Source organism: Mucilaginibacter sp. P2_A5 (assembly GCF_056404995.1).
Genome location: NZ_JBFUCY010000004.1, coordinates 94,213 through 109,129 on the forward strand (window position 1 = coordinate 94,213; position 14,917 = coordinate 109,129).

Below are 14,917 nucleotides of genomic sequence, written 5' to 3' on the forward strand. Positions count from 1 at the left end.
AGCATGCGGAGCGCCTTGGAACGCCTTAGTATTGATTATCAATACTTTACATTTTATCAAAAATAACACGTGGAACACTATAACAACTGATAATCAATATATTAACATTTTGACTGATTTTTTTATTTTTTTGAATTGTTAACAAAAACCGGCAAATATCATATTTTTATACCTAATTCAACTCCAAATGAACGTAGCCGAAATCATGACCTACCTGGAGGCTAATGGCAGCCAGGGCATCAAAAATATCCTGTTAAAACATGGGGTTAAAGAGCCGTTTTTTGGGGTTAAGGTTGAATTTTTAAAAACCATCCAAAAAAAGGTTAAAAAAGATTACCAGCTGGCCAAAGATTTGTATGCCACCGGCAACGCCGATGCCATGTACCTTGCCGGCCTGATTGCCGACGATGCCAAAATGACCAAAGCCGACCTGCAAACCTGGGTTAACCAGGCCGTATCCAACAACATCAGCGAATATACGGTACCCTGGGTAGCTACCGAAGGCCAATATGGATTTGAACTGGCCCTGGAGTGGATAAACGACAGCAGAGAATACGTTACCGCCGCGGGCTGGTCTACCTTAAGCAATATTGTTTCATTTAAACCGGATAACGAATTGGATTTGGGTGCATTGCGGAATTTACTGAACCGTATTGAGCAAACTATACAATCACAGCCCAACCGGGTACGGTACACTATGAATGGTTTTATCATCAGCCTGGGTACATATGTAGATGCATTGATGGATGAAGCCATTGCAACGGGCACTAAAATAGGGACAGTATTCGTGGATCAAAACGGAACTGCGTGCAAGGTGCCGGTTGCTGTGGATTATATTGAAAAATCGCGCGCAAGACGCAAACCGGGAATGAAAAAGAAGACGGTTAAGTGTTAAGCGGTTATACTTACTGTTAAGTCAACAGTACTAAGTCGTAAGTCCAAAGTTGATTTTTTCTTTTTTGACTTGGAACTTAAGACTTTGGGCTAAAGACTATCCGTCAATTTATCGATTACACGACACTATGGATTTACCACATTAATTGTAGTATCCACCCCGCCCAGGTAAAAGTTCTTTTTAAAACTTAACGTATCCTTAAACAACCCAATTTGCTGCCCCGATGTAAAATAACCGTTAAAAAACAGGCTTTGACAGGTGTATGTTGTTAATTGCGGCAATTTATAGGTCATGGCTGTATCAATGATCACTTTGCTGATAAAATCGCTTATTAATGGTGAAACCTGCGCATCGCAGCAGGGAGAAATAAAAACGTGGAAACCCGTTTTCCCCTGGTCGGTAATATTTTTAAGGTTCACTTTAAGATTAACCAGCCTGGTTATCAAAAAATTAAAATCGTTGGTTGCACCCAGTTCCATATTGCGCCTGCCTGTTAACGACATATCCACATATGGACCGGTGTTTAGCACATGCAGAAAAAACGTGCCCTTGCCTATCGGGATAAACCGATGATCGTAGGTACCATCGGCGCCAGTGGTAATTACCGCATAATCTTCGTATTTGGTGCCCGCTAAAAAGGCCGTATATTCTTTGGTGATCTGCAGCCTGATATTGGCCAGCGGCTTATTGGTTTTGGCTTCGGTAACTACACCATGCACCAGGGTTGAAGGGCCTGGCGTTTTGTCCTCCGAACATTGGGACATGGAACAGCATACTATAAAAATAACGCTGCATGTTAATAATAAGATTCTTGGGCTCATGGTTGGTGATATGGTTTACAGATCATTACGATAGTTTTACGGCGAATGATACAGGTTGCCAAATATTAGTAAAAATGATTTAGCAGCAAAGATCGCCAGGAAAATAAGTAATCTATGGATGAGAAAAAAACCAAACAAAATCAAGGCTAAGTTTATCGCATTAAAAATATCTTCCAAACATAATATGCAGCTGTCTTGATTCTTGACTCTTGATTCTTGACTCTTTTATTTACCCTTCTTCAAAATGGCGTTGCCCCGCTGGTAGAAGCGGTGCCAGGCTTTACACTCATACGCACACAGGCATTAGGCGCTGGCTACCCACAATCCTCCGTTGGCCGGTATCCGTTTCAATCCTTAACGCAATCGTCTGAATCAGAATTTTCAGAATTTAAGAATTAACAGAATAGAATTTGCCTGGTTTCACTTGCTCCAGCCAGGGAAATCGCTTTTAAAATTAAAGACAAAAAGGAGGCACCTACGGAGCCAAATTGTGCGGGTGGATGTAATACTATAAACACGTGACTCCGCTGGAGTCAACAGTTGCGGGTTTATAACTCCAGCGGAGTTTCGTGTTTATATAAAAAAAAGTAATAGTTTTTGGCTCCGTAGGTGCCTCCTGTTTTAAAAGCAATTTCCCTGTTGCTCCAGCGCAGCAAAAGCTTTGTAGAAAACAAAAGCTTTAAACGATTTGCGTGACAGTGGTACGTCCCAATGCTACAATATCAGGATGCAATCTCCTTTATCACCTTACACGGATTCCCCACCGGCACCACATTGGCCGGGATATTTTTGGTTACCACGCTGCCGGCGCCAATGGTTGTATTATCGCCAATGGTAACACCGGGGCAAACAATTACACCACCGCCAAGCCATACGTTATTGCCTATGGTTATCGGCGCGGCATACTCGGGGCCTTTTACCCGTTCGGAAGCTATAACGGGGTGATAAGCTGTATACAACTGTACATTTGGCGCCATAAAAACATTATTGCCCAATGTTACGCGGGCACAATCCAGTATAATGCAGTTAAAATTCATAAACAGGTTTTCGCCTGCAAAAATATTAGAGCCATAATCGCAATAAAACGGCGACTGAATATCGATGGCATTGGTAAACCCGCCCAGCAGTTCTTTCAAAATGGCATGCTTGCCCTCTTTATCGTCATAATCAAGCGCATTGTAACGAGTAAACAGTTGGCGTGCTTTTGAGCGACCGGCAACCAGTTCTGCATCGCTGGCATCGTACAGGTCGCCATCCAGCATTTTTTGAAGTTCAGATTTTTGCATGTTCAAATATATCAATTGCAATGTGTGATTTTTCCCCGCGCAAAGACACTATGGCGCAAAGTTTTTTTGAATCCTTAAAATGCCCGTTAACCTTTTTAGCGGCATATCTGCAACGTTTTTTTCGTGAACTGTAAAATTGGAAGGAGAATGACGAATATCGCATGTCGGCGAGTCGACTCACCCCGACGATCCGTTAGCTAACGGACGTCGCCCCTCTCTCCGACTGCGTCGCATAGAGGGGCAAAAAAATGAAAATGAGCTTCAACCCTCTTTGCGGCGTAAGCCGGAGAGAGGGTGGTCGGGCGTAGCCTCGACCGGGAGAGTCGTAGCCAGCGTTCAATCCATTGTTTATGTAAATCTCAACGTGTCATGGATAGTGGTAAAATTTCGCGAAACTCTGAAGGAGGAATAACATTCAAAAATAAAAGACTGTCATGCTGAGTGGAAAACTTCGGGAAATTCTGAAGGGAGATGACAACGATTTAATCCCCAATGTCATGCCGAACTTGTTTCGGCACCCCACATGCTAAGTATACTTCATGCGGGCCACCTGTCCTGTGGGATCCCGAAACAAGTTCGGGATGACTTCCGTTTTTTAACTTGTCATGGGTAGGTACGAAGGATCTATTGGCGAACTTTTCTATCGGTCATGCACAGCTGATAGATCCTTCGTTCCTCAGGATGACAGGGGAATTTGGATATGCATGGGTAGGCATGAAGCATCTATTAGCGAACTTTTCTATCGGTCATGCACAGCTGATAGATCCTTCGTTCCTGCCATTGACACATTTATAACTAACTGATTATCAATGCAAAAATTTGTCATCTGCAATGCCATTATTTGTGCGCAAATAAAACTTACTCAGGATGACAGGAAAATTGGATATGTCACGGATAGTTGTAAAGCCATCACTTGCAAATCCCAATAACATTCAGTTACTTTGCATTACAAAGTACTTTACAAAAAGCAAACACATGGAATATTTTGTAAGCGAGGAATCGATAGTAAGGAAAATTTGGGGCAAGGCCGATACGATCCTCTTCATCTTCGCGGGAGCGGCGGCCGAATTCGCCTTAAACAAAGCGGTGGACTGGCTGTACTTTACCGGTCGCCTGCCTGCCGACCCGCTCGGACGTTTATTCTCCACCGTTGAATACTCCAGGCAGATCATTTTCTCGGACCAGGAGTCGGCTTTAAAAGCTATCGACAGGATAACCGCCATTCACAAAGGCGTCGAAAACAGCCGCGGGGCACAAATTCCGGATTGGGCCTACCGCGATGTATTGTTTTTGTTGATTGATCTTTCTATCCGGTCGTATGAACTATTGGAGCGTAAACTAACCCAGGCCGAAAAGGGCCAGGTTTTTATGGTTTTTAACCGGGTTGGCCAGCGCATGGGGCTTGCGGGCTTACCAAAAAACTACTTTGAGTACCTGGACATGCGCGATGAGCATTTACAACATAACCTGGTTCATGGCGAATTGACATTGGATTTATACCGCCAGTATAAAAAACACCTTGGCGCTTCCCGTTACGCGGTGTTAAAACAGGCACAATTACTGGTAGTACCCCCACTGGTTGGCCGGCATCTTCCGTTGGGAAAACTGCCCTGGCTTTTACCGGTGATATGGACATATAAATTTTTGAGGATGCTGAAAGTGGAGACCTTTTTACGCAACGCCCTGCTCCCGTTGGCTTATAAAGCCCAGATCATTAGTATGGATAATGCTTATGTCAGGTAAACAGTGTTATGCTATTAAGCTAAGGGAATAATAATAAAAATTCGCACTGAAGATCGACAAAGCGCTAAGAATCTGTCTAAGTTTGATTTAGATTATTTAGGTATCACATTAAAATCGGCTCTATGACGTTTTGTATGGATTGTTCGATTTCAATTAGCCTTTAAATAACGCCTTCTAAGGGCCATCGGCCCGACATATATTGTAGCCACGGGTTTCAACCCGGGGATGATTGGCCAAAGGATACCAAGAGTGCCATCGGCACGGCCCATATTTTGGCGTAAATCCAGTTATTTTCATATTGTTCAAACGATATATGCGCATTGACAATATGGATCGAACGGCTCTCAATCGCTTTCTTCGTTTTTTTCCACGGGTTAAAACCCGTGGCTACAATATTGGCCGAGGCTACGCCTCTAAGTCGTGTTGAACAAATCCCGATGTATCAACAAAATATCTTTAGAAACTAATCAATAATCATCTGTATTACCCGCACAAACCGTCAACCTTAAAATCATTGCCGTTTTTAGACTGCTTGTAAGAAAAAATAGAAAATCACTTTGTGCCTCTGCGTCTTTGCGCGAAAAATCTCTAAGCTGGAAGTTATAAACCTGATTTCCTCTTTTCATATCAGCGTAATTGTTGCGTTTCATCGTAGCTTAATTGAAGGTAAGCTTCTGCGGCATTAACCGATGGCCTTAAACTGATCATGGTAATTATCAAACATGCCGAAATGAGTAAATAAAACAGGTTGCCCGTTATTAAAAAACAAACTATACCAAATAATGAGGGGCCTTCCAGCAGTGCGTATCTTACAATTAAGGCCGATTGATATGCTTGCAGTTTTTCTGAAAGCGTTTTACCCGAGCCGGCCGCCTGCTGATGGAATTTACCCAATTGCTGGTTAAACAAAAAGCCGCCAACCACCGTACATGTAATAGCCATTAAGGGCGCTATGTAAAAAAACACATCGTTCCTGCTGTCTTTATAATCAAAGTATTTGATGTTTTTATTGGTTATATAAGCTACTATCATAAACAACACTTGCCCGGCTAATAAAGCAAGGTGTATGATCGAGGTTGTTTTTAACGCGTTTTTGGGGGTGCCCGCTGCAGACTGGTTATTATTCATGGCAATAAGTTTAGTGCCGCATTATAGTCATTTTTATTAAGATATAAGTTGTATATTTCCTGTTTACCGTTAAATATACAACTGAACGTTCGCGCTCACCTTTTCCATAAAAGTATCGGGCTGGATGATAACAAAGTGGATAAGGTTATATTCGTCTTTCACCTTGTTGCGGATACGGATAATGGCATTGTTAATTCCCGCTGTATCAAGGTTATCCTTAAACGAAATAATAAGCATCAGTAATACTTCGCTTGGCGATTGATAGGTTGACATGATATGCATCAGCTTTAATGCATCGGCATCCTGTTCAACAATTTCGGTGATCCGTTTTTTGGTTGATAAGCCTATCCCCTCGCCCATCAGTAGGCTGCGGCTTTCGCGCGCCAGTATCAGCGATACGCAAATAAGTATGATACCAACCAGCAGCGAGGCCAGGCCATCAAGATAGTTAATATGGTAGGTATGCCCAATGAACAGGCAAACGGCTACAATAACCAAGCCCACTACCGCGGCGCTATCCTCAAACAAAACCAAAAACGTTGATGGATCTTTACTTTTAGTAATAGCCTGCCACCAGGAAAGTTCACCCCGTAATTTATTAAAAGCTTTTGCCGCTATAAAAAGCGATGAGCCTTCAAAAATTACCGAACAACCTAACACTACATAATTCCAGGTTGGGTTACCCGGCATTTCCGGTTCAATAATATGAGTTATCCCCTGGTATATAGATACGCCCCCGCCAAGGCCAAATATCAGGATAGAAACAATAAAGGAGTAAAAATACAACTCCTTGCCATATCCAAATGGCCGGGAGGCATCGGGCTTTTTACGGCTTTGTTTTAAACCAAAAAGTAACAATACCTGGTTAGCGGTGTCAACAACCGAATGCACCCCCTCGGCCACCATAGCCGCGCTATTGCTAAAATAACCGGCAATAAACTTAATGAGAGCAATGAGCAGGTTTGCCGTTAACGCGGCGTAAATCGACTTATTTGATGATGCCATACCAATCCTTAATGCATTAACGCCATATATTGTTTGGCAAACAGTGTAAATGTTAAGCCCCCTGTTTTTCCGGGAGTTATTATTACTGCCACTAATGATATACCGGTTTTTAAAACAACCGGATGCAATTAACAAAAACTAAAACAGCATTGCCACGTTGTCATTATAGTTAATTTTTTAACCATAAATAAAAACTATTATGAAAAATTTAAAGTTAACAGCAGCGGCCCTGGCACTATCTTTTGCCTGTTCGGTAGTATTTGCCGCCAATCATAAAGCCGGTAATAGCCTGGATAATAAACAAGGTATTGTAAAGAAAGCCATGGTAACCGATACAATACCATCGAAAAAAAAGAAAAAAACACCAAAAGTTCCTGACCCGGCACCAACACCGGCACCGGTTCCGTCGCCAACACCTACGCCAATCCCAACTGATCCGGCGCCGGTTCCATCGCCAACACCTACGCCGGTGCCAAACCCAAGCCCTACGCCTGCGCCAAGTCCTACACCTAACCCAAGCCCTACACCATCACCGGTACCAACAACACCAACGCCTACCAAGCCGGCTTAACCGCTGGCAACCCGGAGCCGGTATTTTGCATTTAGTTGCCTTACCGGTTAACCATTTATATAAAACAAAGCCCCTTGCTTTTCAGCAGGGGGCTTTACTATTTTCTTAAAGATGGCTGATTTTATCAGGCTATAAATTACCGTCTCCTAATACATAGGGCAATTTAGTAAAGGAGCCTAACAATATCTGTGATATTTCTATAGATTGATAAGAACCATCGGGATTAAGGTTAACTTTTTTTGCTGTAAAAGAATAGGTGCCGGTTATCACTTTGGCAACAGTATCTATCGAGGTAATTGTTGCCAAACCAGAGCCTGGTTCAACCGTGCCGGTTTGTACAAATACGTAAACACCTGCGTCGTTTCTTTGTTGTGTATAATAAGTCATGTTTAACTTACCTGTACCATCAACTTTATAAGTAGCCACCGGGAAACTGTTGGTATTTGTGCTGTTAGGTATATTTATATTGAAGATAACCCGTTTTGAATCGGCGGTACCAATTACCGAAAAGGTTTTAACTTTTGTAGCAGTGTTAAAAGCAATCCGCGCGGTAACGGTATCCGGGTACCATTCAACACCATTAATATTTGCAGCCAGTATTTTATCAGATGTGGTAGAAGCAGAAGTAACAACGTCTTTTTTACAGCTTTGGAAGTAGATAGCCGATATAAGTAACAGAACAATAAGTTGAATTTTCCTCATATATAAATTTTGTGCAAACAATACGCCTTGCAGATTTTATGCAAATAACGTTCTTTGCAGATTAATAATTACAACCAAAGTTAATTTTTTCACATATTTTAACATTCGGCAAATTTGCATGTAATTGTTTTAGGGTGATATTTATCAAACAAATGGTTTTATTTAGGCATATTAGGTGCAAAATTTAAAAGCATGATTAACGTAAACGAATATTTTGAAGGCACAGTAAAATCGCTGGGCTATACCAGTGCCGAAGGCAAAAGCACCATTGGCGTAATGGAAAAAGGCGAATACGAATTTGGCACATCCAGCCACGAAACCATGACCGTTATTGAAGGCGGGCTGGAAGTACTATTGCCGGGCGAGGATGAATGGCAAAATTACACGCCGGGCCAATCATTTGAGGTTGAGGCCAATATAAAGTTCAAGGTAAAAACGCATGTACAAAGTTCGTATTTGTGTAAGTACCGGTAAGCAACGGCCTTCCTGTGCGGGAGTACTTTAAATGATTGCCAGATATGGCCGTAACATTTAGCTTTGCCAATGCTCTAATTATTATACATAAACAAATAAACAATGGATACTTCGCTTATTACAACCAGTACCGGGTTAGAAGGTTACCGGATAGTTAAACATTTAGGTGTTGTACGGGGCATTACCGTGCGCAGCCGTAGCGCGCTGGGCAATATTGCCGGTGGTTTTCAGTCGCTTTTTGGCGGCAGGCTTTCTATTTATGTCGAGCTGTGCGAAAAAACCCGTGAAGAAGCTTACCAGCTTTTGATACAGCACGCGCAGGCCATTGGCGCAAATGCCATTATCAACATGCGTTACGATGCCAACGAAGTGATGCAAGGCATTACCGAAGTACTGGCATACGGTACAGCCGTTGTTGTAGAAAAAGTTTGATAAGCCGCTGTAAGTCGATAGTACTAGGTTCTGAGTCTTAAGCCAAAACCTAAGTTCATTCTTTTTTTAACTTGGAACTTAAGGCTTAGGACTAAGGGCTATCCGTTCATTACACGATTATCCCGACCACTAATTAAAGTACGATAGCGGAATTGTACGCCATAGCCCATGAGCAAGGTGCCCAATAAGCAATTCATACACCAGGTAAACCGGCCAGATGAGGTAATGGATGAGCAACAAAATAGGCGAATGGTTGTAATGCCAACTAATCATGAGGGTATATAAGCCCAATACAAGATAAAGTATGCTGGTGTCCCTGGTTTTCATTTTGATGATGATAATTTTATCTAAATTAAATAATTACTTACAATTTTTCATATTGTAAATTACGGTATAGGCAGCCGCCTTATTGGTTTGCTGCCTGCCGGTTTTGGCATCATATTGATAGGGCTTTTGAGCAAGCGCGTTTCCGCGGAGCTGAAATTCAACAGCCATAGTGTCGGCACTTCCCTCCTGGTTATAGTTCCATATTGCTTTTATAGCATTGCCGGCAAGGGTACCTGTTAATGTTCCTTTACGGGCATCTTTTTCTTTGGGCATCCAGTACATGTCGCCGGTAACTTTATTACCATTTATGAATATACTTACCTCGGTTGTATCCTGGGCCCGGGTACCATCGGCATAAAAAAAACAATACCGCATGTTTACAGGTGGGGCATTTGCCGCACTGCCCAGTTGCGTATCGGCCGCCGAAAGTTTTGAATTTGTTGTATCGTTATCGGCCACGTTATTGCTACCAGAACAGGATGCCAGTAAAGCAATAGAAACCAGTAAGTAAAAGTTGATTTTCATAGCAATTTAATCATCGGTATTTTTAGGTACGACAATTAAAAACTAAAAAGGTTCGATTTAAATATTGCAGATTTTTCGGAATAACGTCAAACTGAGACACTACCTGTAAAGCTGTCAATTAAAGCAATTAACATGAAGCGTATTTTGTATAAAAGCTTACAATTTTTTATGTAGTGTAAACATTCATTGTGTTACACTACATAATATTGTAAAGCGGATGGGTTATCCTTTTTTTTCGGGGGGAGTAGAAACAATTTCGCCAAACTCGTTAACGTAGGCCATCATACTGTCCAGGTCGCTGCCGCCGCCGTTTTGCTGACGCTCGAGCTTACGTTGCTCTTTATCTTCTTTTTTCTTCTGACGATTTTTTTCGAGTTGTTTTTTCATGAATGTTGCCTGCGATTTAGCCATGTTTATTAAAATTTAGTTAAACAATGCGCATTTCCCGGTTTACAACTATATCAATCTGATCAACGGAACAAAAGTTCGTTATCGGCACAAAATGAAGAGGATCTCATTAATTAATTTCCGGGCAGCAACGGTATCAGCGGGGATAAAAATGAACCCTGATCAATAAAAATTGACAGTGGCGGCTATCGGGAAATAGCTATAATTTTCCGTTATTACGCAAATATACGATTTTTTAGCACATTATTGGTACGCGGTACGCGGGCATAGCGGGCATGCAGGGCAAAAAGCGTTCGGGCTGGAGAGCACCAGACTTACGAAGTTTTAAAAACTTCGTAAGTCTTTCAACGGCAGGCAGACAAACGTCTAATACATACAAAAACAGCCACCCTTGCGAGGTGGCTGGCTAAGTCTTTCTGCAACAGGCAGACAAGACCAATGAACTAATGAACCAGTGAACTAATGAACCAAAGTGAACCAATGAACGATTATATGCCTGCATATTCGGCGGCTTTGGCGGGTGCACCGGTTAATTTATCGGTAGCATTTTCGGTTACCAGGTAAGTGTGGTTAACGCTTGATGCTATGTTGCGTACCTGGCTATATTCGCTTACATTGCCACTTAAATTTGCTTTTGAACGATCATTTGTGGTAACGCGGGTACTGTAAGTGTCTAATTTTAAATCGGCAGATGCGTTGTTATACAATTTAACGTCAAGCTCGATAGATGACAGGTTTCCGAATGATTTTATCTCGGCATTATCATATGCTGTAATTGCTGAAAGTTCTTTCGCGGTAACCCAAACCACCAGTTTTTCGGTTTTGTATGATGAGATCCTCAATACACCTTTTTGTGATTGTACTAAAGCGCTTTCGGCATAATACTGGTTGTAAACCTTTACCTGGTCGGCAGTACCGGTAGAAACGTATACCTGTACATTACCGTAAACCTCTATTTTATTGATGTTGCTGATGTCGGTTAAGACTACGCCTTTATTACTGTTGTTATCTACAGCTGCGTAAGTTGAATTTGTGATGCCCAATACGGTAACTATTACTGTAAAAATGGCTATTAAGTTAGTTTTCATGGTATTAATATTTTGATTGTCAAGTAATTATTTTTGTTATTTTTTAAATACACCTATATGACGATCTCCCATAAAAATCGTTACAGCCGTTTCCGGTGTATTAGTTGTACGCAGGTTTTTTGTCGGTAAAGGGTAGTTTTGGGGCGGTGAATTTCGAGGGAATTTTGGGGTTCGCGGTGCGGGGGGCGAGGTTCGCGTTGCCAGTTACGGGGTTCGCGGTGCGGGGTTCGGTTGCTATCATAAGATAAGGGATTTGAGTTCGGACGCCTATGATGTAGGCGTCAATTCCAGGCAGCCAACGCCAACCGCAGCCCCTCGAACCTCGCAACCCGAACCTCGAACCAATTAAAGATAATACTTCTCCCCATCCGTTTTTATTTTGCCGGCATCAAGCAGCAGGCGGATGGTTTCCATTTTATCTTTTTCGGTACCGATGTTGATGGTGGTTATCAATGTACCGATATCGGGGGTTGAGATGCTGAGCAGTTGTACAACCTCGTTGGTAATGTTATCAAAAAGCTCATCTTCATTTTTGTGGCGCTTTTCGTCGAGGCAAACATCGCAGATGCCACATTTGCGGGCGTTGGGCTCATCAAAGTAAGCCAGCAGCATTTGGCTGCGGCACTGTTTATGAACTGCGTACGCAAAAACCGCCTCCATTTTTTGGCGATAAGTTTCCTTGCGCTCCTGGATATAGTTTTTATTGATAAACAGCCTGTTCGATTGCTGCCGCGCTTTTAAATAAGTAACCTGTGGCTTATCTGTTTGCTGAAGATAGCTGATTAAGCCAAACTGCTGCAACTGCAATAACCCTTCAACAACCTGCTGAACGCTTAATGTAGTGCGCCTTGACAGGTCATATTCTTTTATTTTAACATAATTTTCAAACGCGCCGCCGTATGATCGCAACAGGGTTTTAATAAAAGGATCCCAACCAGCATTCTGGATCTGGAAGTTGTACAGTACCTCGTTTACCACCTCAAACCTGAACCGGGATGGCAGGAAAACGCTTTCGTTAAATGACAGGTATTCGTCTTTTTCCAAAAACTTCAGGGCATTTAACGTTTTAATAGCATCCAGCTTAAAACGGCTGCAAAACTCGCCAAGGTCAAGGTCAAAGCTTAGCCCCTCACCTGCTTCGTAAGCCAGCTGGTAATAATTGGCCAGGCAATGGTAAATATGTTTTATTTCATCAACTGTAGGGAAATTGAGTTCAAACAACTTCTCCTGCCGCAGCCTGTCGGCATGGGTATACAACAACACGCCATAAGCCTTTTGCCCGTCGCGGCCTCCCCTGCCGGCTTCCTGGTAATAGGCTTCCAGGCTTTCGGGCATATCCTTATGGATAACAAACCTAACGTCGGGCTTGTCAATACCCATTCCAAAAGCATTGGTGGCTACAATTACCCGAGTACGGTTATTTTTCCAGTCTTCCTGGCGATCGGCCCGTTCGTCCATTGGCAGGCCGGCATGGTAAAAATCGGCTTTAATGCCATTTTCGTTATAATATTTGGCAATTTCGGCGGCATCTTTCCGGCTACGCACATATACAATACCGCTGCCCTTAACCCCTTTGGCTATATCCAGCATCCGCCTGAATTTATTTTCGGCATCCTGAACAACGTAGCTGATGTTGCTGCGCTCAAAACTCTGCTGATAAATAACCGGATTTTTAAATTGCAGCTTATCCTGGATGTCCTGTTTAACATCAGCCGTGGCCGTCGCGGTAAGGGCAAGCACAGGTACGTCGGGGTGCAATTGGCGTAAATCGGCAATGTGCAGGTACGGGGGGCGAAAATCATAGCCCCATTGCGAGATACAGTGCGCTTCGTCAACCGCTATCAGGTTAACCTTCATGTATTTTATCCGCTCCTGTACCAGTTCTGATAACAGCCGCTCGGGCGAGAGGTATAAAAATTTAACCGGGCCGTAAATGCAATTATCCAGGGCAAGATCAATCTCGCGCCGGCCCATTCCCGATACGATGGCTACGGCATTGATACCTTTATCTTTTAAGTTCTCCACCTGGTCTTTCATCAGGGCAATCAGCGGCGATATGACGATGCAGATGCCCTCTTTAGCTAACGCCGGCACCTGGAAACAAACAGATTTGCCACCTCCAGTAGGTAGCAAAGCCAGGGTATCATGACCTAATAAAACAGACTTGATGATCTCGGCCTGCATCGGCCTGAAATGATCATGGTTCCAGTACTGTTTTAATATTTCTTCTATGGTCATTTCTAAGTCGGTAGTTCTGAGTATTGAGTTCTGAGTCAAAAGTCGTAAAATACAAAAGATTTACGTTTATCACTGACCAAAAAACAGTATAAATTTACTTTTTGACTTAATACTTTCGACTCAAGACTTAGGGCTATTTAAAAAGCCAATTATAAAAGCCCGACCAGTCGCCATGCCATTGTTTTTCATTATGGCTGGCACCTTTGATGATGGTTACGGGAGCGTTTTCGGGCTTAGCACCATTATTCTTTATTATCGATGCCATTTTTTGCATGTCCAAAACCATATCCTCACTTTCGGCATTGCCACAAACAAAATAGAAACGCGTTTTATGGCTGATGGTTTTTTGTTTGGCCAGGTCATATATTTGAGGTGCTATCCAAAAAGCGGGCGAAAATACGCCGGCATTGCCAAATACGTGCGGATATTTTAATGTGGCGTACATTGATATAAGGCCCCCCATCGAACTGCCTGCGATTGTAGTATGTTTTGCACCGGCTAAGGTTTTATAATGTGTGTCGATATAAGGTTTTAGTGTTTTTGCCAGGAATTCTACATAGTCATCACCGCGCCCTTTGCCATATTTTGAATCGTAAGGATCATACTCGGTTATCCTGAAATCGCCGCCATGATCAATTCCCACTATAATACACTGCTTTTGTGGTGATACTTTATCCAGCAATTCGTCAATCCCCCACTCGCCGTAGCCGCTGGTGTAATCGTCAAAAAGATTTTGCCCGTCGTGCATATAAATAACCGGGTACCTTTTTTTCGATGAAGCATAATTCGCGGGCAGGTAAATCCATATACGGCGCTCCCTGCCCAGCTGGGGTATTGCAAATTTATCGCTGATGATATGCACCTGCGTGGTAGCCGTGTGCTTTTTTTCGGCAGCTGCAAAATTATCCTGCCAGGCGGCAACATCTAAAACTACAGTGGTATCGCCGGTAATTATTAGGCTGCGATTGTCGGCCTGCTTACCGGTTGCGGTGCATTCCACTTTATCCCAGCTGCCGCGGGTTATTTTGTAGTTGTAAATACCTTTCGGTATTTCCTTCAAAAGCCGGTAACCGCCGCTACTGTCCGGGAGTAGTTTCCAGGCGCTGTCTGCCGGGTTCCATCCGTTAAAATTGCCTGCCAAAAACAGGCTTTCGACTGGGCCTTTTGGAGGTGGTATTTTGCCCGTTTTGAAGGTTATTTTTACCTGTCCGAAAAGCAAAAAAGTTTGGGCAAAAACCCAAAACGCGCAGAAAAATATTTTTTTTATCATTATT

Annotated in this window: 17 protein-coding genes; 5 read left to right on the plus strand and 12 right to left on the minus strand. The window is 42.8% G+C overall.

The genetic code is table 11. The features are described from left to right. Positions 1–187 precede the first annotated feature (187 nt). Complete coding sequence (locus AC1DXF_RS04905) at positions 188–895, plus strand: DNA alkylation repair protein (RefSeq protein ID WP_477446709.1); 708 nt, start codon at positions 188–190, stop codon at positions 893–895. Positions 896–1,020: 125 nt separating this feature from the next. Here AC1DXF_RS04905 and AC1DXF_RS04910 read toward each other — a convergent pair whose 3' ends face one another. Next, on the minus strand, positions 1,021–1,716 hold the full coding sequence (locus tag AC1DXF_RS04910) for a hypothetical protein (RefSeq protein WP_477446711.1): 696 nt from the start codon (positions 1,714–1,716) through the stop codon (positions 1,021–1,023). A 722-nt stretch (positions 1,717–2,438) separates the two neighbouring features. Next, complete coding sequence (locus AC1DXF_RS04915) at positions 2,439–3,002, minus strand: sugar O-acetyltransferase (RefSeq protein WP_477446713.1); 564 nt, start codon at positions 3,000–3,002, stop codon at positions 2,439–2,441. A gap of 975 nt (positions 3,003–3,977) precedes the next feature. Between AC1DXF_RS04915 and AC1DXF_RS04920 the strand changes: the two genes are divergently transcribed. Further along, positions 3,978–4,745, plus strand: coding sequence for an oxygenase MpaB family protein (locus AC1DXF_RS04920; protein ID WP_477446715.1), 768 nt, complete (start codon positions 3,978–3,980; stop codon positions 4,743–4,745). 467 nt (positions 4,746–5,212) lie between these two features. Here AC1DXF_RS04920 and AC1DXF_RS04925 read toward each other — a convergent pair whose 3' ends face one another. From AC1DXF_RS04925 to AC1DXF_RS04935, 3 genes are all read right to left on the minus strand, one after another. Continuing rightward, positions 5,213–5,395 carry a hypothetical protein gene (locus tag AC1DXF_RS04925; protein WP_477446717.1) on the minus strand — a complete coding sequence of 61 codons (183 nt, stop codon included), beginning with the start codon at positions 5,393–5,395 and terminating at the stop codon, positions 5,213–5,215. Further along, positions 5,373–5,873, minus strand: a complete 501-nt coding sequence (locus AC1DXF_RS04930; protein ID WP_477446719.1) for a hypothetical protein — start codon at positions 5,871–5,873, stop codon at positions 5,373–5,375. The genes AC1DXF_RS04925 and AC1DXF_RS04930 overlap by 23 nt, the downstream gene beginning before the upstream one ends. Before the next feature lie 69 nt (positions 5,874–5,942). Next, the gene (locus AC1DXF_RS04935; RefSeq protein ID WP_477446721.1) at positions 5,943–6,878 is read right to left on the minus strand and encodes a cation diffusion facilitator family transporter; all 936 of its coding nucleotides are present in this window, start codon (positions 6,876–6,878) and stop codon (positions 5,943–5,945) included. A 199-nt stretch (positions 6,879–7,077) separates the two neighbouring features. On the opposite strand from AC1DXF_RS04935, the gene AC1DXF_RS04940 reads away from it, so the two are divergent. Then, positions 7,078–7,449 (plus strand): hypothetical protein, encoded by a 372-nt coding sequence (locus tag AC1DXF_RS04940; protein ID WP_477446723.1) that lies wholly within the window; start codon positions 7,078–7,080, stop codon positions 7,447–7,449. 129 nt (positions 7,450–7,578) lie between these two features. Here AC1DXF_RS04940 and AC1DXF_RS04945 read toward each other — a convergent pair whose 3' ends face one another. Then, entirely contained in the window at positions 7,579–8,151 is a 573-nt protein-coding gene (locus AC1DXF_RS04945; RefSeq protein WP_477446725.1) for a hypothetical protein, read from the minus strand. Positions 8,152–8,343: 192 nt separating this feature from the next. On the opposite strand from AC1DXF_RS04945, the gene ppnP reads away from it, so the two are divergent. Then, a complete protein-coding gene (ppnP, locus tag AC1DXF_RS04950) occupies positions 8,344–8,625 on the plus strand; it encodes a pyrimidine/purine nucleoside phosphorylase (RefSeq protein ID WP_477446727.1) in 282 nt (93 codons plus the stop codon). Between the two features lie 102 nt (positions 8,626–8,727). Beyond that, positions 8,728–9,057 carry a YbjQ family protein gene (locus AC1DXF_RS04955; protein ID WP_477446729.1) on the plus strand — a complete coding sequence of 110 codons (330 nt, stop codon included), beginning with the start codon at positions 8,728–8,730 and terminating at the stop codon, positions 9,055–9,057. A gap of 129 nt (positions 9,058–9,186) precedes the next feature. Here AC1DXF_RS04955 and AC1DXF_RS04960 read toward each other — a convergent pair whose 3' ends face one another. From AC1DXF_RS04960 to AC1DXF_RS04985, 6 genes are all read right to left on the minus strand, one after another. Continuing rightward, positions 9,187–9,384: a hypothetical protein gene (locus AC1DXF_RS04960; protein ID WP_147052093.1), complete on the minus strand. Its 198-nt coding sequence runs from the start codon at positions 9,382–9,384 to the stop codon at positions 9,187–9,189. A gap of 33 nt (positions 9,385–9,417) precedes the next feature. Further along, on the minus strand, positions 9,418–9,909 hold the full coding sequence (locus AC1DXF_RS04965; RefSeq protein WP_477446731.1) for a hypothetical protein: 492 nt from the start codon (positions 9,907–9,909) through the stop codon (positions 9,418–9,420). Positions 9,910–10,131: 222 nt separating this feature from the next. Further along, positions 10,132–10,320, minus strand: coding sequence for a hypothetical protein (locus AC1DXF_RS04970; protein WP_090652016.1), 189 nt, complete (start codon positions 10,318–10,320; stop codon positions 10,132–10,134). 485 nt (positions 10,321–10,805) lie between these two features. Next, complete coding sequence (locus AC1DXF_RS04975; protein WP_477446734.1) at positions 10,806–11,405, minus strand: GIN domain-containing protein; 600 nt, start codon at positions 11,403–11,405, stop codon at positions 10,806–10,808. A 345-nt stretch (positions 11,406–11,750) separates the two neighbouring features. Further along, entirely contained in the window at positions 11,751–13,643 is a 1,893-nt protein-coding gene (locus AC1DXF_RS04980) for a RecQ family ATP-dependent DNA helicase (RefSeq protein WP_477446736.1), read from the minus strand. 133 nt (positions 13,644–13,776) lie between these two features. Continuing rightward, positions 13,777–14,913 carry an alpha/beta hydrolase gene (locus AC1DXF_RS04985; protein WP_477446738.1) on the minus strand — a complete coding sequence of 379 codons (1,137 nt, stop codon included), beginning with the start codon at positions 14,911–14,913 and terminating at the stop codon, positions 13,777–13,779. Positions 14,914–14,917 lie beyond the last annotated feature (4 nt).